18 protein-coding genes are annotated in these 24,139 nt (G+C 64.5%); 8 read left to right on the forward strand and 10 right to left on the reverse strand.

Translation table 11 applies throughout. The features are described 5' to 3' along the window. Positions 1-4: 4 nt before the first annotated feature. Positions 5-1,009 (reverse strand): ornithine cyclodeaminase family protein, encoded by a 1,005-nt coding sequence (locus NT151_04995; protein MCX6538278.1) that lies wholly within the window; start codon positions 1,007-1,009, stop codon positions 5-7. A gap of 355 nt (positions 1,010-1,364) precedes the next feature. Between NT151_04995 and NT151_05000 the strand changes: the two genes are divergently transcribed. Beyond that, the gene (locus NT151_05000; GenBank protein MCX6538279.1) at positions 1,365-2,285 is read left to right on the forward strand and encodes a putative sulfate exporter family transporter; all 921 of its coding nucleotides are present in this window, start codon (positions 1,365-1,367) and stop codon (positions 2,283-2,285) included. 85 nt (positions 2,286-2,370) lie between these two features. Here NT151_05000 and NT151_05005 read toward each other — a convergent pair whose 3' ends face one another. Together NT151_05005 and NT151_05010 are read right to left on the reverse strand one after the other, a co-directional pair. Then, positions 2,371-4,854: a TonB-dependent receptor plug domain-containing protein gene (locus tag NT151_05005; protein ID MCX6538280.1), complete on the reverse strand. Its 2,484-nt coding sequence runs from the start codon at positions 4,852-4,854 to the stop codon at positions 2,371-2,373. Between the two features lie 405 nt (positions 4,855-5,259). Beyond that, positions 5,260-5,772, reverse strand: coding sequence for a hypothetical protein (locus NT151_05010; protein ID MCX6538281.1), 513 nt, complete (start codon positions 5,770-5,772; stop codon positions 5,260-5,262). 218 nt (positions 5,773-5,990) lie between these two features. Here NT151_05010 and NT151_05015 point away from each other — a divergent pair, with 218 nt between their 5' ends. Continuing rightward, on the forward strand, positions 5,991-7,022 hold the full coding sequence (locus NT151_05015) for a proline racemase family protein (GenBank protein ID MCX6538282.1): 1,032 nt from the start codon (positions 5,991-5,993) through the stop codon (positions 7,020-7,022). A 51-nt stretch (positions 7,023-7,073) separates the two neighbouring features. On the opposite strand, the gene NT151_05020 is transcribed toward NT151_05015, so the two are convergent. Then, a complete protein-coding gene (locus NT151_05020; protein ID MCX6538283.1) occupies positions 7,074-7,400 on the reverse strand; it encodes an iron donor protein CyaY in 327 nt (108 codons plus the stop codon). Between the two features lie 136 nt (positions 7,401-7,536). On the opposite strand from NT151_05020, the gene NT151_05025 reads away from it, so the two are divergent. Then, positions 7,537-8,097 carry a hypothetical protein gene (locus NT151_05025; GenBank protein ID MCX6538284.1) on the forward strand — a complete coding sequence of 187 codons (561 nt, stop codon included), beginning with the start codon at positions 7,537-7,539 and terminating at the stop codon, positions 8,095-8,097. Here NT151_05025 and NT151_05030 read toward each other — a convergent pair. After that, a complete protein-coding gene (locus tag NT151_05030) occupies positions 8,094-9,041 on the reverse strand; it encodes a VWA domain-containing protein (protein MCX6538285.1) in 948 nt (315 codons plus the stop codon). The genes NT151_05025 and NT151_05030 overlap by 4 nt on opposite strands. Positions 9,042-9,051: 10 nt before the next feature. Next, positions 9,052-10,266, reverse strand: coding sequence for a dipeptidase (locus NT151_05035; GenBank protein MCX6538286.1), 1,215 nt, complete (start codon positions 10,264-10,266; stop codon positions 9,052-9,054). A 239-nt stretch (positions 10,267-10,505) separates the two neighbouring features. On the opposite strand from NT151_05035, the gene NT151_05040 reads away from it, so the two are divergent. From NT151_05040 to NT151_05060, 5 genes are all read left to right on the forward strand, one after another. After that, on the forward strand, positions 10,506-10,925 hold the full coding sequence (locus NT151_05040; GenBank protein MCX6538287.1) for an OsmC family protein: 420 nt from the start codon (positions 10,506-10,508) through the stop codon (positions 10,923-10,925). A gap of 96 nt (positions 10,926-11,021) precedes the next feature. Continuing rightward, on the forward strand, positions 11,022-13,559 hold the full coding sequence (locus NT151_05045; GenBank protein MCX6538288.1) for a penicillin acylase family protein: 2,538 nt from the start codon (positions 11,022-11,024) through the stop codon (positions 13,557-13,559). A 407-nt stretch (positions 13,560-13,966) separates the two neighbouring features. Continuing rightward, entirely contained in the window at positions 13,967-14,890 is a 924-nt protein-coding gene (locus NT151_05050; protein ID MCX6538289.1) for a DmsE family decaheme c-type cytochrome, read from the forward strand. Positions 14,891-14,893: 3 nt separating this feature from the next. After that, positions 14,894-17,158 carry an MtrB/PioB family outer membrane beta-barrel protein gene (locus NT151_05055; protein ID MCX6538290.1) on the forward strand — a complete coding sequence of 755 codons (2,265 nt, stop codon included), beginning with the start codon at positions 14,894-14,896 and terminating at the stop codon, positions 17,156-17,158. 420 nt (positions 17,159-17,578) lie between these two features. Further along, positions 17,579-18,712 carry a DGQHR domain-containing protein gene (locus NT151_05060; GenBank protein MCX6538291.1) on the forward strand — a complete coding sequence of 378 codons (1,134 nt, stop codon included), beginning with the start codon at positions 17,579-17,581 and terminating at the stop codon, positions 18,710-18,712. A gap of 90 nt (positions 18,713-18,802) precedes the next feature. Here NT151_05060 and NT151_05065 read toward each other — a convergent pair whose 3' ends face one another. From NT151_05065 to NT151_05080, 4 genes are all read right to left on the reverse strand, one after another. Next, entirely contained in the window at positions 18,803-21,097 is a 2,295-nt protein-coding gene (locus NT151_05065) for a DUF2339 domain-containing protein (GenBank protein ID MCX6538292.1), read from the reverse strand. 212 nt (positions 21,098-21,309) lie between these two features. Continuing rightward, on the reverse strand, positions 21,310-22,131 hold the full coding sequence (locus NT151_05070; protein MCX6538293.1) for a hypothetical protein: 822 nt from the start codon (positions 22,129-22,131) through the stop codon (positions 21,310-21,312). 183 nt (positions 22,132-22,314) lie between these two features. Then, positions 22,315-23,547: a bifunctional glutamate N-acetyltransferase/amino-acid acetyltransferase ArgJ gene (gene argJ / locus NT151_05075; GenBank protein MCX6538294.1), complete on the reverse strand. Its 1,233-nt coding sequence runs from the start codon at positions 23,545-23,547 to the stop codon at positions 22,315-22,317. Beyond that, positions 23,544-24,119, reverse strand: coding sequence for a GNAT family N-acetyltransferase (locus NT151_05080; GenBank protein MCX6538295.1), 576 nt, complete (start codon positions 24,117-24,119; stop codon positions 23,544-23,546). Before NT151_05080 ends, argJ begins: the two co-directional genes overlap by 4 nt. Between the last annotated feature and the right edge of the window lie 20 nt (positions 24,120-24,139).

Raw genomic sequence — 24,139 nt, forward strand, 5'->3', positions numbered from 1 at the left:
TCCATCATACATCTCCCATGACAACAGACCTCGCGGCCGACGCGAGGCCTGTTACTTGTGCACGCTCCCAGGCGAGCGCCGCGATCGCGGTGTCCTGAAAGCCCACGCCGGTCAGATCGCAGATGGTGATCTGATCGTCGCCGGTCCGGCCCGGTTTCTGGCCGGCGACAATCTCGCCGAGTTGAGCCCACACGTCGGATTCCTGCAGCAGGCCCAATCGCAGCGCATGCGACAGTTCACCGAAGCGGGCGCACTGAGACAGTCGATCAACAACCACGAGATCCGCACGCCGGAGACAGGCCGCCTCGAGTTCCTGCTTGCCCGGTGTGTCGGCCCCGAGCGCCGTGATGTGAAGTCCCGGCTTCAGCCACTCGGCACGCACGATGGGTTCACGCGCCGGCGTGGCCGTGATGAGCACGTCGGCTTCGCGACAGACCTCGGCTGCCCCGGCCGCCACCGTCGCCGTGATGCCCAGCGCCGCGCGCATCTCGGCGCAGTAGCTCTCGAGGCCGACCCCGTCCGGGCTCCACGCCAGCAGGCGCCTGAAGGGCCTGACTTCCTTGAGACACCGCACCTGGTGCCGGGCCTGCACGCCCGATCCAATCACGCCCACCGTGGTGATCTCACGCCTGGCGAGACACTCGGCCGCGACCGCGCCGGCCGCGCCCGTGCGAATGTCGGTAAGAAACCCGTTGTCGAAGAGCAGGGCCACCGGCATCCCCGTCTGTGCATCGAACAGGGCCATCAGCCCGGACCCGGTTGGCAACCCGAGGGCCGGATTGTCGTAGAATCCTGAGGCCACCTTTACCGCCACCACTGGTACGCCCTCCACCCAGGCCGTCTTGACGTGGAATTCTCCATTGGTGCCGGGGATGGAAAGATTGATGACGGCCGGCACGCTGGTGCGGCCCTCGCCATCGGCGCGAAACGCCGCGCGCACAGCGGTGATGGCGTCGGCGGGAGAGACGCAGGCGCGAAGGGCCTGTTCGTCGATGATGGGGAATGCCATTTGCCTATTGTCCGGCCGAAACCTCGGCGGTGGCAAGGAGCAAGGAGTGATACTCATGATCCGGGAACGTCTGATCCGCGTGATTGCCATCACAACGCTCGCCGCCGTGGCCGTTATCGGACTTGCTGCGCAGCAGGCCGCGCCGGCCGGCGACGCGACCTGCGTGCCATAATGATGGGGACGGTTATCTGGAGACGATTTCATGACCTGCGTATCGCGGCCTGATTTCGCCGCAAGAACGGGTCATGAAACCGGTTGTCATCTGCGTACCGCGGCGTAATCTCGCCGTCAGAACGGGTTTTGAAACCGGTTTCAGGGACGGTTTCGACCTGCCACACGGGATGATCGCAATCAAATGAAACGGATCTGTTTTATCGCGCTCATGGCGCTTTGTGCCTGGCCGCGCATCGACGCCGCGGTGGCCCTGATGTGTGGCGTCGTGTTCAGCCTGGCCGTTGGCAACCCGTTCGCGCGCGAATCTGGCGCCTGGGCCAGGAAGCTCTTGCAAACCTCCGTCGTCGGCCTCGGCTTCGGCGTGGGCATCAGCCAGGTGCTGCGTGAAAGCCAGCACTCAATCCTCTACACGATGATCGGCATCACGCTGACCCTGCTGATGGGCGCGGCGATCGGAAAGTGGCTCCGTGTGGAGGCGCGCACGTCGCAACTGATCTCGTTTGGCACCGCGATTTGCGGAGGAAGCGCGATTGCGGCGATGGCGCCCGTGATCAAGGCCCGGAGCGAGGAAGTCGCCGTGGCGCTGGCGACGGTGTTCATGCTGAACGCCGTGGCGCTCCTGATTTTTCCGGCCATCGGCCATCTCCTCTCCCTCAGTCCGGGTGCGTTCGGGCTGTGGTCGGCGCTGGCGATTCACGACACGAGCAGCGTGGTTGGCGCCGCGTCTTCCTTCGGGCCGGCGGCCTTGGCCACGGCCACCACGGTCAAGCTGACGCGGGCGTTGTGGATCATGCCGTGCGTTCTGGTGTACGCGCTCATCAGGAAGTCGGACCAGCGTGTCACGGTCCCGCTGTTCATCGTCGGATTTATCGCGGCAGCGGTCATCCGGTCAGTCCTGCCGCAGTATCTTGGCACCTGGGACGGGATCGCGTTTGTGGCGCGGCGGCTCCTCGTGGTGACCCTGTTCCTGATTGGCGCTGGAGTCAGCCGCGAGACCCTGAAGAAGGTTGGATTCCGCCCGATGCTGCAGGGCGTGACGCTCTGGGTGATCGTCAGCTCGGTGACGCTCGCCGCGATCTTTTATCACCTGATCGGAGACTAGAACCGGTTTCAAATCCCGTTCTGTCGGCCACAAGATGAGCCGTTCACGCAGGTTCTGAAACCGTCTCCAGAACGATCCGCCGTTTTCAGAACCGGTAGCGGACACCCACCGACGGCAGCAGCGGAAGACCTCCGGATGCCGTATAGGTCAGAAGAGGCCGGTCGCCGACCGGGTTGTACTGAAGAACCGTGTCGAAACCGCCGACGTTCGATCGGTTCAACGCGTTGATCACCTCAACATAGAATTGCCAGCGGTTTCCCGACCACCTCGGCTTGAAGGTCGTCCTGAAGTCGAGACGCACGAACACCGGCAGTCGTCCAGCGTTCAGGTTTTCGACGCCACCCGGATCTGTGGTCCAGACGTAGAGTCCATTCACGTCAACCTGCGGCACGTACCGCACGACCGCACCAGTCGCGTCCGTCTCTGCGACCGCTGCCACGCGCAGACCAACCGCGGGCGTGTAGGGAAAACCCGAGGCAATCCGCAGCGTCGCGGCCAGCTCAAGGCCGCGCATCATGCGATACGTGCCAACCAGGCTAAGGGCGTGGCGGCGATCGTAGTCGAAGGCATAACGGCGGCCGTAACTGTCGATGTCCGCCTTGCCGAAGGTGTACGAAGCCCAGCCAGCCAGCCGTTCGGCCGAATCGGTCGGTTGGTGCGCGACGAACACGTCGATGCCGTAGGCGCGTCCCGTTGCGCCATTCACGGGAGTGCTGGTGATTTGCGCGGCGGTTGGTACGCTGGCGGCAAGCGCTGGGGGGAATGCGTACGGGGCTATGCGCGCCGCCGTCTCGGCGGGCATTTCGAGGCGGCCGACGATGAGGCGGTCGAACGACTTGTAATAGCCTTCCACGCGGGCGACGAGCCCAGGGGCAAACCGGTGCTCGAGGGAGCCGAGCACGTGCACGGATTGCTCGCTCTTGAGCCCACGGGCGCCGGCCCCGCTGAGATCGACGAAGTAATCGGACTGCAGGAGCTTCTCGTAGCCAGGGCTCTGGGCGAATCGCCCGACCGACCCGCGCAGCCGGTTGCCGCCGCCAAGATCGACGCTGACCGCGAAACGAGGCGACACGACGGTCTCGCGGGCGAGGCCGCTCCAGTCGATCCTGAGGCCCGGTTCCAGCGTCACGCGCCCGAAAGGCTGATAACGATCGACTAGCCACAGCCCGGCCCGCGTCGCGTCGTTGGTTGACTCGAGCACCGCGGGCAGGCTGGTGCCCCCCCGGGCGCTGGAGCCATTCGCCTCGCTGGTGTTGCGATCGCCGCTGATGTTCCAGTTCCAGCCCGTGCTGAGCACGTGCGCCTCGAATCCGGCTTCCACGAAATGCCTCGCCGACGCGGTGAGCCCGAGCTCCTGCCGAAGCGAGATATCGCGCACGGATGTCTGGCGCGTGAAGGCCAGGGTGGACCGAGCAAACGCGGCATCACCAGGGGCATTCGAACGCGCCGCCTCGTTGCGCAGGTTGCCGATGGCGCCAAGCTCGTCGGTGTAGCTGTACCAGGAGGCTATCGTCCGCGACGTTGCGCGCCGACCGATCGTCGAAAAGAACGACAGGGAGACCAGATCGTTGCTCCCTGCATTGGTAAAACCGAAACGGTTGTTCTTCGCCGTGTCGGTAAAGTTGGCGTCGGTGGATTCGCGGCTCCGCAGCGCGAACACCGAGACACGCTGGCCGGCACGGACTTCCCAGACGCCCTTCGCCTGGATGTCGCCGAACGACGGGAGGGTGGTCCCAGTGATGCGGTTGGCAATCAGGTCATAGTAGGTCCGGCGTCCGGACACCAACCACGAGCCCTTCATCTTCCCAGGCAGCGCGCCCTCGACGATCACGTTCGCATCAGTAAGGCTGAGGGATGCCGAGCCTGCCAGCTTCTGCCTCTGCGTGCCCTGGCGATTCTCAATCAACAGCAGCGACGAGAGCCGATCGCCGTACTTGGGGCTGAAACCGCCAGACGTGAGTTCGAACGCCTGGACCGTTTCCGGGTTGAACGCGCTTGTCAGCCCGAACAAGCGGTACGGGTTGTGGATCTCGACGCCGTCCATGATCGTGAGATTTTGATCCGGCCCGCCTCCGCGGACCGACAGGCGGCTGCCGAAGTCCTCGGTCGCATTGACGCCCGGGAGCGTCTGGAGCACCCGGAACACGTTCTCCGCCGCGCCCGCGACGCTCCTGACCTCGAGCGGGCTCACCTCGGTGGATATGGGTGCCTGGGCATCGCGGGTCTTGCCGGCGATGACGACAATCTCCTCTTTGAACTGCGCCCTGTTGAGCAGCAGCACTTCGATGGTGACCAACTGCGCGCCCACCGTCACGTCAACTTGTTCCGGGAGATAGCCCTCCGCAACGATCCTGACGCGCGTCGCGCCCCGCGGTACAGTGAGTCGGAAGCGGCCGTCTCGGTCGGTCACGACGCGCAGCTCGTTCCACTCAACCGTCGCGCCGATGACGGGCCGCCTGGAGTAGGCGTCCAGGACGATCCCCGAGATGGCCGGCAACTGCTGGGCCCAGGCCGGCGCAATTCCGCCAGCCATCAGCATGAGCACGACAACAGCTTTTCCCCTCAACATGTGTGACCAGCGTACCATCATGCAACAGTGGATTGACGCCGAAGGAACACTTTGCGGAACCGCTGTCGGTGGGACGCCGTGCGGCCGGCGCGGGATCCCGCTTGCTTAGCCTGCGGCAGGCCTCATAAACAAGAACCGGATGCCCAGCATTTGCTTGGCACCCGGCCCACCCTGAATCCCGGATCGCGATATCCGGTCTCGAGACCCAGAAGCCCGAACCTCCTACCAGCGGCGCGGCGGATATTGCCGGTCGCCCCCGAGTATCGCGGCCGCGGTTGTGGCGCCCGTCTCGGCTGTCGCAGGCACATAGTGCAAAGACGGGGCCAGCGGTCAGATGCGAAAACGGCCGGAAGAACCAGCAAGGGTTGGGGCCGAAGGCTCTTTCGTGAGGACAGAGCGCCTGATTTACTGCGCCCAGACCAGGACACGGTCGCCGCCGGCGTTCTTGTGGTCCATCACCAGTCCCGGGCCATATCGCTCGAGATCCTCGGCCGTAACGTTGAGGCGAACCGGATCGATCTCACCGCCATCCCGGTGACCCGACAGTCTGATGGGCCGGCCCTTGGTCATGCGGAGCAGCCAGAATGGAATATTGAGCTTGACGAGTTTCCGCTCGTCGGGCTGCCACACCATGATGTGGAGGGCTTCGATGGGCTGTGCCTTGCCGCTCGGCCGCGGGCGTTGCTTGTTGAGGACCGGTTCGCCGTCGCGAATTTCGAGCAGCGGCTTCTGATCGGCAAACCGCGCAGCCACCTGCGTGAACTCGTCCTCGGCAGACGAGGCCGACGTGGTCGTCGCCTGGAAGGCGAACTGTTGATAGATGATGTAGCCCGCGACGGCGACAAGCCCCGCCCCGACGATCACGACCAGCGCCGCGATCCCAACGATGATGAGGCCCCACGAGGGTTTCTTCGCCATCAATTGCTCTCCAGGCCGCCAATCCACTCGATCCGGTAGACCATATTCTGCACCAGGAAGGCGCCCTGTTCATCCTTAACTGACGTCGCGGGCGCACATTTGTTCCCCCGGGGCGGCAGGAGCCGGTCGTGGCAGCCCGCGAGACGGGCGGAGTATACTCGCGCGGATTACGGACCCGGAAGGAAATAGCTATGCCGGGTGCTAACCTGAATCACGGAATAGAGACGATGCGCTGTTACAAGACCATCGACGCCCACGCGGCTGGCGAGCCGCTCAGACTGATTGTCGAAGGCTTCCCGACGCCGAAAGGCCGCACGATGCTCGAGAAGCGTGCGTGGGTCAAGGCGCACGCCGATCGGATCCGGCGGAGTCTGATGCAGGAGCCGCGCGGTCACCTCGACATGTACGGCGCGGTGCTGACCGAACCGGTGTCGCCAGAGGCCGATGCCGGCGTGTTGTTCATGCACAACGAAGGCTACAGCACGATGTGCGGCCACGGCATCATCGCGGTGACGACCATGGCGATCGAGCGGGGCCTGATTCACCCGCGGCAACCAGGGCGTGTCATTTTCGACGCGCCTGCCGGATTGGTGCGGGCGACGGCGCACATGGCGCCGCGCCAAGGATCGAAGCGTGAAGGTGGGCCGGAGACTCGCGTCAGCAGTGTGAGCTTCCTGAACGTGCCGTCGTTCGTGCTTCATCCGGGGCTCGCGACAGAGGTGGGCGGGCGGAAGATTCGCGTGGATGTCGCGTTTGGCGGTGCCTTCTACGCCATCGTTGATGCCGAAGCCGTGGGCATCCCCGTGCTGCCGGCGCGGCTCGCCGACTTGCGTCGCGTGGGTATGGAGATCAAGCACGCGGTCGAGGCGGCCGTGACCGTTGAACATCCCGACGATCGCGGGCTCAAGGGCATCTACGGGACCATCTTCACCGGACCTCCGGATTGCGAGGAGGCCGACCTGAAAAACGTCACGGTGTTCGCCGACGCGGAGGTCGACCGGTCGCCTTGCGGAACCGGAACCTGCGCCGTGATGGCCGTGGTGGATGCGATGGGGTTGCTGGCGCCCGACCGGCCGTTCCGCCACGAGAGCATTATCGGCACGGTGTTTTCCGGACGCGTCGTCTCACGCACCCGCGTGGGCGACCACGACGCGATCGTGCCCGAACTGGAAGGCTCAGCGTGGGTGACCGGTGAGCACACGTTCATCGTGGATGACGACGATCCACTCGCCGAAGGGTTTCGGCTGTAAGGGCGCGATTCCCCGCGTCCCTATCAGCGGAGGGAACCGTCCTCCCGCCGGTCAGACGCCGAGGTGCTGGCGCGTGAGGCGATCGAGGAGCGCGACGAGTGTCTCACCGTTGAGCGCGAAGGCGCCGAGGTCGGGTGACCACGAGAGCTTGAAGCTGCGCACCAGCGCCGACACCCAGATCTGGCGGACCGGCGCATTGGGGCTGACCACGAAGCGCGCCGCGGCCGGCTCTTCGAACAGCACATTGAGCACGCCGCCCTGAATTTCGAGATCGAACCCTTCGGCCTCCGCCAGCCCCAACAGCGCGTGTTGGGCCGTTTCGATGGCCTGGTCGGCCTTGACGCGAAACTCCTGCTCCGACAACACCTCGTCTGCCATGCGGCGATGATACCAAAACCCGCCAGTGCGGTAGGATAAGAAGAGCGGGATCAACGCTGAGCGAGCATTTTCACCGGATCGCCTCGCATGAACACGCGACCATCATTGCGAGTCGAAGCACTGAGGAGGGTGCCCCATGACTGCATCCGCGTATGTCGTCATTGCCCTCGGGATTGCGGTGGCCACCTACCTGCTGCTGCGCAAACCAGTCCGCCATTACTTTGCGCTGCGGGGCGACCGTGTCGTGTCGTGTCCGGAGAACGACCAGACGGTCGCCGTCCGGGTCGACGCGGCCCGTGCGGCGCTGGGTTCGGTGATTGGGGGCGGCCAATGGTGGCTCGAGAGCTGCACGCGCTGGCCGGAGAAGGCCGGATGCGGGCAGGAGTGCCTCAAGCAGATCGAGGCCGCGCCCACCGACTGCCTGGTCAGGACGCAGATCACTCGTTGGTACACCGACAAGACGTGCGCACTGTGTGGGAAACCACTCGGATCGATTGATTGGACCGAGCGCCAACCTGCCGTTATGACGCCTTCAGGCCGCACGCTCGAATGGCGCGACATCCGGCCCGAGCGGTTGCCCGACGTGCTGAGCACGCACACGGGTGTCTGCTGGGACTGTCACGTGGCCGAAGAATTCCGGCGTGCCCGGCCGGATCTGGTGATCGATAACCCGCATCCCGGCCAGCCGCATCACTAACGCGGCCGCCCGGCCGGAACGTCCCCAACCGCGACGTACGACTTCCGCGCCCGGGCCTTCATGCCAGGGCGTTTCACATTCACCGTGAGCTTGTGCACCTTGCCATCGAAGGTCGCCGGCGAGAATCCGAGCACGTACTGGCTGTGTAGTTCGAGCGCGATGCGGGCGAAGACGCTGCTGAGTTCGGGCGTCGCGGCCAGCCGGTAGTACCCGCCGCCGGTTTCCTCGGCCATCTTCTTCAGCACCTTGTCGGGACTCGTGCGTACCTGGCGCTGGCCGTTGAAGTACAGCGATTCGAGGCCGATCCCGTAGATCATCACCTCTTCCTGCCTCGCCCGATCGAGCACCTCGCCCTGGCCCTTCTTGCTGCTGGTATCCTCGCCGTCAGTGAGCAGCACGATGACCCGTCGGCCCTCGATGTCGATGAGGCGATCGACGGATTGATCGATGGCGTCGTAGAGCCGCGTCGGATATCCGAAGTCGATGTCCTTGAGCGCCGCCACCAGATCGTCTCGATCCGAGGTGAACGTGCCACTGAACTGGATCTTGTCGTTGAAGGCGCCCACCTGGGCCTTGTCCTGAGGCAGCAGCCGCTCCAGAAACTGTTCGGCCCCGGCCTTCACCAGTTTCAGCGAGTTGGTCATGCTGCCGCTCGTGTCCAGCATGACGATCGATGTGATGGGCTGCGACTGGTTCTCGAATACCGAGATGTCCTGCCGCACGTTGTTATCGAGGATCTCGAAGTCGGCCTTCGTCAGATCGGGAATCAGCCGATCCTGATCGTCGGTCACCGTTGCGTAGACCGGAACGACCTTCGCGCTCGACTTGAACACCGTCGCCTGCGGCGGCGAGGCCTGACGCGCGGCCGACACGGAGGACGAGACGACAATGACGCCGCCAACGACCATGACGAGACCAACCAGGCTTGCACGTCGATACGTCATCTGGCTCCTCCTAACCACCCTTCGCCGTGGTTTCCACGGCCCGCATGACGCGCAGCAGATTGAGTCCGAGAACTTTCTTGATGTCGCCGTCCGAGTAGCCGCGCCGAAGCAGTTCGGCGGTCAGTGCCGGAAACGTCGACACATCCTCAAGTCCCTTCGGCGCCGACGAGATGCCGTCGAAATCGCTTCCATAGCCCACGTGGTCGATCCCGGCGACCTTGCGCACGTGATCAATGTGATCGGCCACCTGCGCGAGCGTCGCGACAGGCTGCCGATGCACCGCCTTCCAGGCCTCGAGTCCTGCTGTGACCGCCGCCGCGTCGTTGGGTGTCACCTTCTCGAGCCGGGCCTGTTCCGCCTCCTGCGCCACCTCCCACGTCATTACCTCGGACGACGTGAACCCGGGCACAAACGACACCATCACGACACCACCATTGGCGGGGAGTTTCTTCAAGACCGCATCTGGGACGTTGCGCGGGTGATCGACGAGCGCCCGGGCGGACGAGTGCGAAAAGATCACCGGCGACCGCGTGATCCGCAGCACCGCGTCCATCACGGCCGGAGACACATGGCTCAAGTCGATGATCATGCCGAGGCGGTTCATCTCGCGAATGACATCTTCGCCAAACGGCGTCAGACCGTTGTGCTCGGGCGTGTCGGTGGCCGAGTCGGCCCACGGCACGTTCTTCGAGTGGGTCAGCGTCATGCACCGCGCGCCAAGCCGGTAAAACATGCGCAACGCCCCGAGCGAGTTATCGATCGAGTGGCCGCCTTCAATGTCGATCAGCGACGCAATTCTGCCCGCCTTGAAGATGCGTTCGACGTCATCGGCGGTCCGGGCAATTTCGAAGGTCTCCGGATACCGGTCGGCCATGCGGTAGACGATGTCGATCTGTTCGAGCGTCGCGGTGACGGCCGTTGTGCCGGCAAGACTGGCTGGCACGTACACGGACCAGAACTGCGCGCCGACGCCGCCCTTGCGCATCCGGGGGATGTCGGTCATCGTCGCCGGCTGCGGCCCCCGGATGTCGAGTTTTGCCGGATCGCTGCCGCCCTTCTGGCGGACCTCCCACGGGAAATCGTTGTGGCCGTCGAACATGGGCACGGCGCGATGCAGCGCCCGGGCGCGCTCCAGCAGGTCGTCCTGCTGGACGGCGGCCGCGGACACCACCACCATGGCCGCCGATACGCATGACACGACAAAGACGAGGCTCTTTCCGTCCACGGTGTGATCCTTTCAGCCCGGCGGCCTGTCGGGCGTCGTCAGGGCCAGGCCATTCCAATAGCTGCTGATATCCTTGCAGTATCGGAGGGAATCCCCCGTCAACGCAAGCGGGAATGCCCCGAATCCGGAATACGGAGGCAAGACTTCGGAATCACGGCGCTGAGTTCCGCCATCACACCCGCATCACTGGACCGGAGGCTCTCCGCGGCAGGTCCCCATCGGGTAGAATCGTCGGTACCATGGCCGACACCAAACCTCCTGCCATTGTCGATCTGACCTGGGATAGCGGACTGGCCTTCACGGCACGCGACAGCACACACGCGTGGGTGCTCGATGGACGCAACCAGGCCGGCCCCTCGCCGGTCATCGCGCTGGGGTCCGCCCTTGCCGGTTGCATGAGCATCGACCTGGTGGCCATACTCACCAAGGGGCGGCACACCGTGCGCGCGCTCGCCACGCACCTGGTCGGTCACCGGGCCGATGACGACCCGCGCCGATTCCTTCGGATGGAGATGCGCTTCACCCTCGACACCGACGCGTCACCCGAACACATCCAACGCGCCATCGATCTGTCGCGCGAGAAATACTGCTCGGTGTGGCATTCCCTGCGCCAGGACATCGAGCTCGTCACAAGCTTTGTCACCCAGGCGGACCGATGAACCACTCCCGGAGTGATTGCGCCGGCAATCACTCCGGCGCGCCGGCACAATCACTCCGGGAGTGTTCAGCCTGCTTCCGGAGAAAGGTATCGTGACATGAGGACCCGACGTCTAGCCGCCGTCATGGCGTTGGTGTGCGTGGCGGTGCTTGGTCTGTCCGCCACCAGGCCCAAAGACGAGGATGCGCGCGATCTTGAACGGCGCGCGCACACCGCTCTCGCGCAGATTGACGGCGAGGCGCCCGTGTCCGGTCTGCAGCAGATGGTCGAGGTCATCCGCGATCGGTGGGGCGTGCCCCACATCTACGCGAAGACCGTCCACGATCTGTTTTTCGCCCAGGGGTACGTCGCGGCCCAGGACCGCTTGTGGCAGCTCGACCTCTGGCGGCGCAACGCAGAAGGGAAGCTCGCCGAAGTCGTGGGCCCATCGGCCGTCAAACGCGATACGTTCGCGCGCCTCCTGCGCTACCGCGGCGATCCTGAAGCCGAGTGGCGCAGCTACGGTCCCGATGCCAGGGCGATTATTGCCGCCTTCGTCGCGGGCATCAACGCGCAGATCGCGTTTGTCACCGAGCACCCCGAAAAACTGCCGATCGAGTTCCAGTTGCTCGACGCGAAGCCCGAGCCCTGGACGCCGGAAGTGGTGATTGGCCGGATGGCCGGCTACGTGATGACCCGCAACGCCCGCAGCGAAGTGCAGCGCGCCCGACTGGCGCGCGATGTCGGCGCGGCGCGGGTGGCTGAGTTCATGCCGGTCGACCCACCAACGCCCATCGTCGTTCCCGACGGCCTTGACCTTGCCGATATTGTCGATGGCGTGCTGGATATCGCCAGCGACGCGAGCGAGACGGTTCGCTTTCCGGCCGAGCGTCTGAAGGTGGCGGGTCTTCCAAGCCTGTTCGGATTCGATCGCGGCGTGACGATCGCCGCCGAGCGCCGGCCGATGGCGTCCGACCGACTACGCGACGCCGAGGAACCCTCCTGGGCGGACGCCGCATGGCGCTACGGCTCCAACAACTGGGTGATGGCCGGATCGATGACGGCGACCGGCAAGCCGGTGCTTGCGAACGACCCGCACCGGGTGATCGCGCTGCCGTCGCTTCGCTACAGCACTCATCTGGTGGGACCGGGGTGGAACGTGATCGGGGCGGGGGAGCCCGCACTGCCCGGCATCGCGGCCGGCCACAATGAACGCATCGCCTTCGGCTTCACTATCGTCGGCATGGACCAGCAGGATCTGTATGTTGAGCGGCTCGATCCCGCCAATGCCGACCGCTACCTCTACCGCGGCGCATCGGAAGCGATGCGGGTCGAGCGCGAACAGATTGCGGTGCGCGAAGAATCGCCGCGGGTTGTCGAGCTCCGTTTTACCCGCCATGGACCCGTGCTCCACATCGATCGCGCGAAGGGGCTGGCGTACGCGCTCCGGTGGGTGGGTACCGAGCCGGGTTCGGCGGGGTATCTGCGGTCGATGGCGCTCAATCGTGCGCAGAACTGGACCGAGTTTCGCGAGGCCGTGGCGGGCTGGAAAGTCCCGTCCGAGAACATCATCTACGCGGATGTCGCGGGCAACATCGGGTGGATTGCCGCCGGCGCGGCGCCCATACGACCAGGGTGGAATGGGCTGCTGCCCGTCCCGGGCGAGAGCGGCAAGTACGAATGGAACGGGTTCCTGACGATCGACGATCTGCCACAGTCGTTCAATCCAGCCAGTGGGTACATCGCCACCGCCAACCACAACATCCTTCCGCCGGGCTACAGCAAGGTGCTCGGGTACGAATGGGGCGCGCCGCATCGCTTCAATCGCATCGACGAAGTGCTGCGAGGTGCGAAAGCGGCCGGCAGAAAACTCACGGTGAGCGACTCCGAACGCCTTCAGCACGACGCGACGTCGGTGGTCGCGCGCGCGGTGTGCAACGCCTTGCGCACCGCAGCGCGGGTCGCCGGACCGCGACCCGCGCAGGCGGGTGGTGATGCGCCGGCCGCCAAGGCGCTCGCGATGTTGAGTGCGTGGGATCACGTACTCAGCAAGGACTCGGCGGCCGCGGCGCTGTACGAACTCTGGATGCCGCGGTTGTCGGCGGCGGCGGCGAAGACGCTGGTTCCGCCGGCCGACCAGCGTTACGCGGGAGCCTCGATGTCATCCGACCGCCTGCTCGCACACCTGGCCCGTGTGGAGACAGACGCTCGCGTGCGGGAGGTGCTGTTGGGCGCTCCGCTTGATGAAGCCTGGCGCGAGGCGACTCGCCAGATGGGAGCCGACGCCGGCACGTGGGCCTGGGGAACGATCCACCGCGCCTCCCTGGAGCATCCGCTTGCCTCGACGCCCGCAAGGCGGGAGATCTTCAACCTTCCCGATGCGCCCCGCAGCGGTGATGGCAACACGCCGTTTGCCACCGGGGCCGGAAGCCGTCAGACCAGCGGCGCGTCGTTTCGCGAGGTGATCGACCTGGCCGATTGGGACTTGTCGACAACCATCAACGTGCCGGGCGAATCGGCACAGCCCACCAGCCGGTTCTATGGAAACCTCCTGCCGCTATGGGCGGCGGAGCAGTACCACCCGATGGTGTACTCGAGGGCGGCCGTGCTGGCGAATGCCGCCGCCACGCTGGTGCTGAGGCCACCGAAAAAGTAGAATCGCCGCGCCTGGTCGCCTCCTGGCGAGCCCGGCAAACCACCCCCACAGAACGCCTGATCCGGTCCACTGACGTTCAATTGGTTGGATTGATGTTTGCCGGTTCACTGCCACGACCGACCGACTACTGCCGGAAGTTCGGCAAAAACGGTGAGACCCTACAGGCCGTGTCAAGAAAAACAACGCATAAAACCTAGCAACAATCCAACCCGACGACATATTCAACGGTTGGTTCTTGCCGGTATCGGTCTTGCTCCTAGTACTGCGAATCGCCCGGTTGACAGATCTTCATAGACAGGCCATCCCTCAGGCTTCCCCCCTTAGAAGCTCGTCTTGTCCGCCGGAGTTTTCATTTTTCATACAGGCCTCGCCGTTCCGGAGGGGTCGTCACCGAAAGGGTAGTCCTGATGCGTCGAGGAATGTTGGTCCTGACGCTCGCGGCGGTGTTCGTCGTGCTCGGGAGCGGAATGGCTCTTGCGCAGAAATCGACGCCCGCAGCCGCATGGAGCGTCACGGATTGCCAGGGATGCCACGAGAAGGCCCTTGGCACAAGCTTCCAAAACACCAAGCACGCCAAGCTCGACCAGAGCTGCGTGCAGTGCCACGTCAACGTGGCCGAACATGCCAAGGCGCAGATGAATGGCGACAAGAACGCGCCGTCGCCCGCGCTGAAGAATCTCACGGCCCAGCAGATCAACGAGAAGTGCCTGACCTGCCATGAGAAGGCCAAGCAGTCGAACTATCTGAGCAGCATGCATGCGCGGCGCAACGTGGCCTGCACGTCGTGCCACAGCGCGCACTCGGCCAAGTCGGTGAAGGCGCAGCTCAAGACGAAGATGGACTCCGACACGTGCTACACGTGCCACAAGTCCGAGCGCGCCAAGTCGATGCGCACCTCGCACCACCCGGTGCGTGAAGGCAAGATGGGCTGCTCGAGCTGCCACAACCCGCACGACGGCAGCACCCCGAAGATGATCCAGGGCGAGTCGGTCAACGAGCTCTGCTACAAGTGCCACACGGAGAAGCGCGGTCCGTTCCTCTTCGAGCACGCGCCGGTCCGCGAGGAGTGCGTGTCGTGCCACGATCCGCACGGCTCGAACCACAAGCGGCTGCTGCTCAACAAGCTGCCGAACCTCTGCTGGAACTGCCACCTCACGGGCTCGGGCCACTTCGGATCGCTCGACAACCTCATCACCGAGAAGGGGTTCACGACCGCGCCGGTCACCGGCTTCCCGACTGCGGGCTCGCGCGGCGTCGAGAAGAGCTGCAAGAACTGCCACGTCAATCTCCACGGCTCCAACTCGCCTTCGGGCGCAGCGTTTTTGAGGTAACCCATGAAGCGAACGATGATTATTGCAGCGTTCTTCGCCATGGGACTCCTCGTGGCGAATTCCTTCGCGGCGGCGCAGGACGCGCCGCCCACTACGAGCGGCGGCCAGGTGACTCTGGGCCTGCTCGGTGCCGGCGACATCTCCTCGTCGAAGTTCCAGGAGTACCGCGAGGTCCCGAAGGGCGTGTCGATCCCCTTCATGAATCTGTTCTCCAAGAGCAGCACGCTCGACTTCAACCTGGTCGGGTACAACGTGCGGCAGGGAGACCAGCGCTACATGGGCTGGGCGAACCTCAGCTGGATGGATGTCGCGTTCGACTACAACCAGATCCCGCACAACATGGGCAATAACGCGCACATGATCTGGTCCGAAACGGCGCCTGGTGTGTGGAGCATGAGTCCGACGCTTCGCAAGACGTTAGCCGACGCGTCTGAATTGGTGCCGAGTGCGTCACGCACCTACGACTTCTACAATGCGCTGCTGACTCCGACATTCAACGATGCCAACCTCATCGACCTCTCGTCCCTGCGCAAGCGGGGCGACGCGGAATTCGATGTCAGCAAGGCGCTGCCCTTCGACCTGAAGTTCACCTACATGCGCGAGGTCAAGTCGGGCACGCGCGGACAGGGCGGCGGGGACATCCTCGGCGTCGTCGCTCCGGTGGTCGACGTGCCGGAGCCGCTGAACGACCTGATCCAGGACTTTGGCGTGCGCGCGGCGTACAACTTCAACAACAAGATGGGCAACGTGCACGCCGCGTTCAACCGCAACCTGTACAACAACCGGGCCGAGACCCTCGTGCTCGACAACCCGTTCCGCCCGGCGGACGTGGTCTATACGACGACTTCGGTCCCGGGCGGCCCCGGAAGCGTCCGGTTCACCACTGCCCCCGACAACGAGGCCAGCACGTTTACGACGGGCGTCCTGTTGAAGTTCGCGCACCAGACCCGGCTCACCGGCGACGTTGCGATGGCGTCGTGGACGCAGAACGCGCAGTTCTATCCCTACACCATCAATTCGGTCGTTCTGACGCCGGCCGGCGCGCGCGCAGACAGCACCTCGTCGCTCCAGCAGCAGTCGTTCAACGGAAAGATCAACACCACGACGCTGAACTTCGGGTTCTCGTCGCGGCCGGTCGAGGGCTTGGGCCTCCGGATGCGCTACCGCAGCTACGAGCTCAAGAACAAGACGAACCGGTTCGTGATTACCGGCGACCTGTCCCCCACGCCTGATCGAAGCTGGGGGGCCGCCGACGCTCCGAGCGTGGACGCTCCTTACGGCCACCCGACGGCACTCAACTACGACACCAAGTCGGATCGGTTCGACGCCTCGGTCAGCTACGACGTCAAGGCCCTCACCCTCGAGGGCGCATACCGTTACGCGAAGCTGACGCGCACCTACCGTGAAGCCGCGTCTGGCAAGGACAACGGCTACTCGTTCTCCGCGTTGTTCCATGCCAGCGACTGGCTGGGCTTCCGCGGCACCTACGACGAGCTCAAGCGCACGGCCAGCGACTACCCGTCGACGACGATCGGGCTGATGGCGGACGAAGCCGAGCGCAAGACGAAGCGCACGGGCGTCGATATCGAGCTGACGCCGATGGATAGTCTCAGCTTCACCTTCGCGTACTTCCGCAAGAACGACGACTACCCGAACCGGCCTGGCCGCGTCGCCGGGAATCTCGATACCACCAGCGGTCTGCTCTTCGCGAAGTACGACACCTACACGGGCGAGTTTGAGTTCACCCCGAACGAGCGGGTCGAACTGAGCGCCTACTACACGTACGAGAAGAACCTGCAGACCAATCGATGGACCACGCTCACCAACGGCGCGATCAACAACTCGCTCCGCTACGATGGCAGCGACAAGACCAACACGTTTGGCTTGAACGCGGTCTTCCACTTTGTTCCCGAGAAGTGGACCTGCACGCTGATGGCGCGCCACCAGAAGGTGGACGGCCTCATGGGCGTCACCGCCAATCCGTCTGGCTCGTTCTATACGTCCCGCGCAACGGCGAATCCCCCGGGACCCCAGGCCATCACGGACTGGGACGACACGGAATTGACGACCATCGGGGCGCAGCTCGACTACGCGGTCGCCAAGGCATGGACGCTCGGCGCGGGCTACATGTACGAGAAGTACGACTACGCCGACGCCTACACGAGCGGCACCACGCTCATGCCGTTCAGTGTCTCTGTGTTCATGAAGGCTGACAGCGGGCCGTACAAGGCGAACGTCGTCTACACCAAGCTGACTGTCCGCTTCTAGAATCCTGAGCTCGCGTGCGTTGCGGACCGTGTGGTTCGCAACGCTACTCGAGCCGAAGGGTAAGCAGCATCATGTTGAGGGCCGGCATGCGCGCCGGCCCTCAACGGTTTTTTTCCCGCGCTCCGCGGTTCCCCGCCCGCATCCCGGACAATTTTCCTCCAATGTAGGCCGGGTCTTCAGACTCGGCACTCAGATTCTCGGAGTGCTAGTAATGTCCGTAAGTTATTGTGTAGAAACGAGATGACGGCAAACAGTATCGTCTGCCGACAGCCCTGGCACCGGGCAACAATACGATTCCGGCCAGAAAACCATTGAGATTGGGCCGTACGGGCCATAGAATCGCGCCCGGAGCCTTGAGTCCCGGGGCGGTTTGTCTGTGATCTGTCTGATTCCCCGGGCGATTTCCTGTGGTGATTGTCCATGATCAATGTCTCTGCTATCCGGATGCAGCAGTTTGGCGTGCAGTTCTACCAGGCGTCGCTCACGGCGAAGGACATCGACAAGCTGGTGCGGTTTGAAGTGCTGACCTATGGCGAACAGCACCACCCGGCGGTGCGGGGCAAGAAGCGCGCGATCTCGACGACCAAGGTGAACTGGGATCTGCTCGAACGCCGCATCGGCGCGAGCGACAAGGCCTACCAGCGACAGATCATCCGCCGCAAGATCGACGAGCTGGTTCAGTACTTCGAGCAGTGCCGGCAGGCGCGTGATCTGCCGTCGATTCCAGGCGCCGTCATCATCTCGTGCGACGAGAAGCTCTCATTTATCCCGGTCGAGGATGGATCGCCTCTCGGCGTTCTCAAGGTGCCCGAGCGCGAAGGCATCCTGCGCGCCATCGACGGCCAGCACCGCCTGCTGGCAATGCACGCCGACATCGAGCGCTTTGGTCAGGAGATGTTCACGGTGCCGGCCGTGATCTTCGACCAGCTCCCCGAAGACCACATCGTGCAGATGTTCGTCACCATCAACGCCAAGCACACGCGGCTGAACTCGTCGCACCTGGTCAGCCTGTCGGGGCGCCAACTCTACCGCGACGACAACCTTGCGGCGGCGCACGACATCGTGCGCGCGCTCAACGAACGGGACCAGTCGCCCCTTTTCATGGACATCAAACTGCTGGGTGTGGGCAAAGGCCACATCGCGCAGGCGCCGATCGCCCAGGAATTGAAGCGGCTGTTCCAGTCGGACGCCTTCGGCGGTTCCCGCAAGACGCAGGACTTCCAGGAAGAATCAAAGCGGTTCTTCGTGAACTACTTCAAGCAGATCGCGCTCGTGTTCGGCGCGGCGTGGAACGGGCGGAAGTACGCCATCAAGTCGTCCACCGCACTTCGGGCCTTCATCCGTGTCGCGCCAGACGTGGTCCGCCGCCTCGACCAGGAACACGTCGATCGGACCGACTTCCGGGCCATCGGGCGCGTGATCTCGCCATGGGGCCACCGCATCGGCGACCTCCGGTTCGAAACCGACGGGGCCTGGAAGAAAAGCACCTCGGTCGACTCGCTCACCAAGGAATTGCGGCTGGCGCTGCAGTACCCCGAAGGCGCAATGGTGTGAGGGAAGGGATTGGGGATTAGGGATTGGGGATTGGTTTCCGTCGTCGCTAACCCCTAATCGCTAACCCCTAATCCCTTCCGCCGAGGCCTCCTACGTGTCATTCTCGAGAATCAGGCCTCGGTACCGCTGGTACAGCCATGCACCGAGCAGGAGCGCCAGCCCCAGGCCGATAAAGCCGATGATGCGGTAGATACCGCCAAGCACCGACAGGTCAAACAGGAACACCTTGCCTATGGTGAGCGCCAGAAGTGCGATGGCCAGGTAGCGCACCGGCGCGTACCGGCGGTTGATCCCGACGATGATGAGCGCCGTCCCGTAGAGGGCCCACGCAATCGAGAGTGAGGCGAGCCGCGCCAGGTCGGCCGTGGCGTCCTCGGCCGCCCGTGTCCGCCAGTAGAAGCTGATCTCGGTCGAGATGAGGAGCACCGTCAACACGTTGGCCGCGATAATCGACATGCCGATCTCGGGCGCCGCGTGATCGCTCATGTCGGCACCTCCACGCTTGTGAATGTAGGCCAGCGCGTAGCAGGCGGCCACCACCACGAGCGTAACGCCAAATCGGGAGTTGAAGACCGGAGTGAACCCGGCCGCAGCATCGAAGAACCCAAGCGACATCAGCCGGACCGTCGTGCCCGCCAGCAGCAGTACTCCGCCCAGGCGCATCCAGTCGCGTCTGGCCCGCAACCCGACCCACACCACCGCCACCGATTCCACGGTCCAGCCAACAATCTTCATCCAGTCGTCGAACTCCAGGCCGATGGCGAAGCCGACAAAGGCGAATCCGAGCGCCAGGCTGTTGGGGCCGGCATCACCGGTGAGCGCGCCGAAGTACCACGCCATGCCGAAATGCCACAGCGCGAGACCGAGCGCTAGAGACGAAGTCATTTGCGGAGCGAAGGCGTTGACAATCAGATACGCCCCGCCAAACAGCGCCAAGCCGTTGGCGTGGAACAGCACCAGATCGGCGATCGGCCACGGTTCTTCGCCCTTTCGGCTGATCCGCTCGCCCTGCGCAATCAAGTGCATGCTGTACATCGCCAGCAGCACCACGACGCTGCCGAGGCGCCAGCCCGGCGTCGTGTGCCCTGCTACCCAGTACAGGAACACCGGTGCCGTCGCGGCAAACACCGCCAGCCTGACCCACGCCCTGTTGAGCTTCACGCTGGCGAGCACGCCGGCCAGCGTCACCAGCATCAGGTAGACGAGCAGCGGCAATGAGTGCGGCAGCAGGTTGTTGAGCGACGCCACGTGATAAGCAATCGGCGCCGTCCACAGCACCGTCGCGACGACGTCGCTGTTCTCGGTGCGCGCGCGCTCCGATACCCGAAGCATGTAGGCGAACATCCCGCAGAAGAGCGTCAGGAACACCTCGGTCGTCACGTACTTGTCGGGCGTGTAGTACCGCGCCGCCCAGGCGCCAAACGTGAGAAACGTCAGCAGGTAGCTCGCTAGATTCACGATCGGCCACTGCCGGCGTTGGGCCAGGAACATGGCCCCGGCGACCAGGATCGCGTCGTAGGTGAGCAGCACCACCTGCGCATCCTCGTTGCGGCCGACCAGGAAGGGCGTCAGAAAACCGCCCAGCACGGCCACAAATGCGAGGCCCTGTGAACTCTTGCGATCCGCAACGAGAGCGGCGCCGGCGGTGATGGCGACCATCAACCCGAACGCCACTGGTTGCACGATGAGACCGTAGAAGTTGAACGCCGCGTAGGTCGAGAAGTACAGCGCGACAAACCCGCCGCCCGCCACGATCTCCCCGTAGAGGCGGTATCCCCTGCGCGAGATCGCCAGCCCGCCAACGACCATGCCGACCCCGATCACGCCTCCCAACACGACGCGCGTCGTCTCGTTGATCCACTCGTTGTCGAAGGCGTACTTGATGAAGAACCCCAGCCCCAGCAATAGCGCGGCCATGCCCACGTACAGCAGCCAGTGTCCGCCGATCCTGGTTTCAAGCGTGTCGCGTGCACTGTCGGCCTCGGCCGAGGGTGCCGGGCGCGCGGCGTCAGCCTCAGGCGCGGAGCCGCCGGGCGGCAGAATCGAACCGCCCGACGTTGAGGGCTCGGCCGACGACGCATAGGCGCGGACGGCCACTGAGGCTTCGGCGAAGGGATCGTGCACGACAACAGGCGATGCGACGGCCGTGGGCCCCGACGGAAGTGCAGTGGACGCTGCGCCGGCCAGTTCCGTCTTGAGCTGGTGCAGCATGGAGCGAATCCGCTCCACAGCGGAGCCGGTACGCGTCAGCTCGGCGCGCAGTTCATTCAGTTCGTTCCTCAGGCGCTGCGTTCTGAGAAAGGTCAGCACGGGCACGACAAGCGTGATGAAAGCGAGAATAGCGACGAAGATCAGCCCGGTCAGCGCGCGCATCACTTGGTCCATAGTGGGGGCATCCAGCCCCATTCGGGCGTGTTCAGCGTAGACGATACGCTTCTGGATCGTGAATGTCGTGGGCCAACTGTGAAGAAGGGTGAAAAAAGATACGGCGGGGAAGTAGACGGGATTCGGGGTTCGGAAATCAGAGGCAAGGAGTAAGAAGCAAGAAAGAGAGAAAGGCAGGGGCGCGGTTCGTCACGCCCCTGCACGATCGTCACCTATCGTTTCGTGAGTTCCCCGAGCCAGGTCTTCGCAAACGCCCGCGTGGCCTCTACCGTTTCGCGGCCGGCGCGGTAGCAGAGCTTCCATTCCGACGGCTTCTCTTCGTACCGCTGGTCGGAAAAAGTCATCCTGCCTATCGGGTTTTTCGTGAGTTTCGCCGCGTAGTCCACGTCGGCGGACACGTCGAGAAACTGCTGAAGCCGACGGGCGACCAGCACGGATCCGTCGGCGGGGTAGTCCTTTTCCCACTCGGCGAGGCGTGCCTTGTACTGGTCCTGGGTGTTCTTGTCTTCCGCCGCGACCCTCTCCTTGACCATTGCCTGCGCATCCGGGTCCGTTGAGAATCTTTGGAGATCCCCCTCCAGTTGCTTGATGTACACTTCCTGGTCCTTGCGCTCATCCGGTGGCAGCAGCGCGAGCTTCTTCTTCTCCTCCTCGATATTTCGGCGCTGCTCGTCCATCTGCGCCTTGACCTGCTGATCGGGGGTCCCCTTCGATGCGGGGGCGCCGGGTTTGGTATTTTGGCGCGCCGCTGCGTAAGTCGTCTTGAACTCCGCCGAGCCGACGAAGCTCTTCACCCACGTGAGCCCTTCAACCACGAGCGCCGCGCGCGCGGCGGGCGGTGCCGCCATCACGGCCTTGGCGGCCAGGTAGAACGGGACGTTCCCTCCGACGAAGGCCTGCACCGACTCGGTCTTCGCTTGCGCCTGTGTGACACCCAACCGGGTCCACAGGTCGGCGGCCCAGGCCACGCCGACCCACACCGCGACGACCACCGCGCCGCCAGCCAGCCATTTCACTATTCGACCCTGCGTCATGTGCGGTTCTCCTCTTGCATGTTGCAGCCGGAAGCTAATGCCTCACCAGTTCCACACGGCGGTTCTTCGCCCGACCATCTTCGATGTCGTTCGATGCGACTGGGGCGCGACGGCGGCTGTCCGCCTAGTGTAAACGATGAGGTGGGCCTGCGACAGGGGCGAACGCGATGAATCGCGCGGGGGCTACGTCCGATACTCCGCATTGATCTTGACGTATTCCGCGCTGAGGTCGCACGTCCAGACGGTGGCCGTGAAGGGCCCTCCGCCGCCGAGGTTGACCTCGATCTCGATCTCGCTGCCCGTCAGGTAGGTGGCCGCCTCCGGCGCGCGGTCGTCGTACGGGACGCCGTCGCTGAAAAGCACAATTGGCCCAACGCGGACCTGCGCGCGCTCGATGTCGAATGCGACACCGGCCCGGCCCGCCGCCGCGACCAACCGGCCCCAATTCGGATCGCCTCCGTGGATCGCGGTTTTCACGAGCAGCGAATTGGCGATCACCTGGGCCGCCCGTTTGGCGTCCTCCGGGCTTGCGGCCCCGCTCGCGGTGATCGACACCAGCTTGGTGGCGCCCTCGCCTCCGCGCACGATCGCGCGCGCCAGCGTGCCGCATACCTCGATGAGCCCGGCCACGAGCGCCTGATACAAACCGTCATCGACGACAACCGTGCTACTCCCGCTCGCGAGCAGGAAGACGGTGTCATTGGTCGATGTGTCACCGTCGACGCTGATCGCGTTGAACGTGACCTCGACCGCGTCTACCAGTGCACGTCGCAGGACTGACGGATCGACCAGGGCATCGGTCGTCACAAATCCGAGCATCGTCGCCATGTGCGGCTCGATCATGCCGGCGCCCTTCGCGATCCCGCCGACATGAAACGCACCAGCGGGCGTGGTCACCCTGACCGCGGTTTCCTTCGGCTCGCGATCCGTCGTCATGATGGCAAGCGCCGCCTCATGATGGGCGCCACGGGAGAGCGCCCCGGCGGCCCTCGCCGCGCCTTTTCTGATCTTATCGACATCGAGTTGCACGCCGATCACGCCCGTCGAGGCGACCAGCACCTGCTCGGCCCGACAGCCGATCGCCGAAGCGACGAAATCGGCCGAGCTGCGGGCGACGGCCAGCCCTTCAGGCCCGGTGCAGGCGTTCGCGCATCCGCTATTGACGATGATGGCCGAGGCGTAGCCGCCGGATGCGGCGAGATGCTCGCGCGACACCAGCACGGGAGCGGCCTGGGCCTTGTTGGTCGTAAAGACACCGGCGGCCGATGCCTCGGCGTCCGAAACGATCAGCGCGAGATCAAGCCCCCCGGCCTTCTTGATGCCGGACGCGCAGGCCGCGACGCGAAAGCCAGCGGGCGCGGTGACGCCGCCCGGAACGTGGTTGATGGTGACACCGGGCGGGACGACGCTCTTCACGAGAAGATCTCCGTCGTGGTCGCGGGCGTGGGAAACCGGCCGACCTGCGTATCGACCATCGCGTACTGGCCACACTTCTGAAAGAGCGCGCAACTCCAGCAATCGGCCGACACCTTCTCGGGCAACCAGAAGTGCGGCACGATTGAGAATCCCAGCCTGACGAAGAAACGCGGGTCGTGTGTAAACGCGCACAGCGTCCTGTAGTGACCCCCACGCGCACGGCGGCGCAGCTCGTCGATGACCATCCGGCCCACACCAAGCCCGCGCGCCGCCTCGTCGACGACAAGTGACCGTACTTCGGCGACGCTGCGGCTGAGCGGGGCCAGTTCGGCGCAGGCGAGCACGGTGCCATCCTTGATGGCGACGACGAAGCGGGAGGCGTGCGTCGCGATGTCGCCGAGCGAGCGGGGCAGCAGGTGTCCGGCCTGCTGGTAGCGCGCGATCAGATCGTGGATGAACGGCGCATCAGTCGCCACGGCCCGGCGCCCGTCGAGCGTGTCGGTCTTCGGAAGCGGTTGCATCCCGGGCGTCGCGGCCTGCAGCACAGGGACGTGGATGGGAAGCATGATCATGACGCAGCCGTCTCCTTGGT

It is taken from the genome of Acidobacteriota bacterium, from assembly GCA_026393675.1.
GTDB lineage: Bacteria > Acidobacteriota > Vicinamibacteria > Vicinamibacterales > JAKQTR01 > JBAXOX01.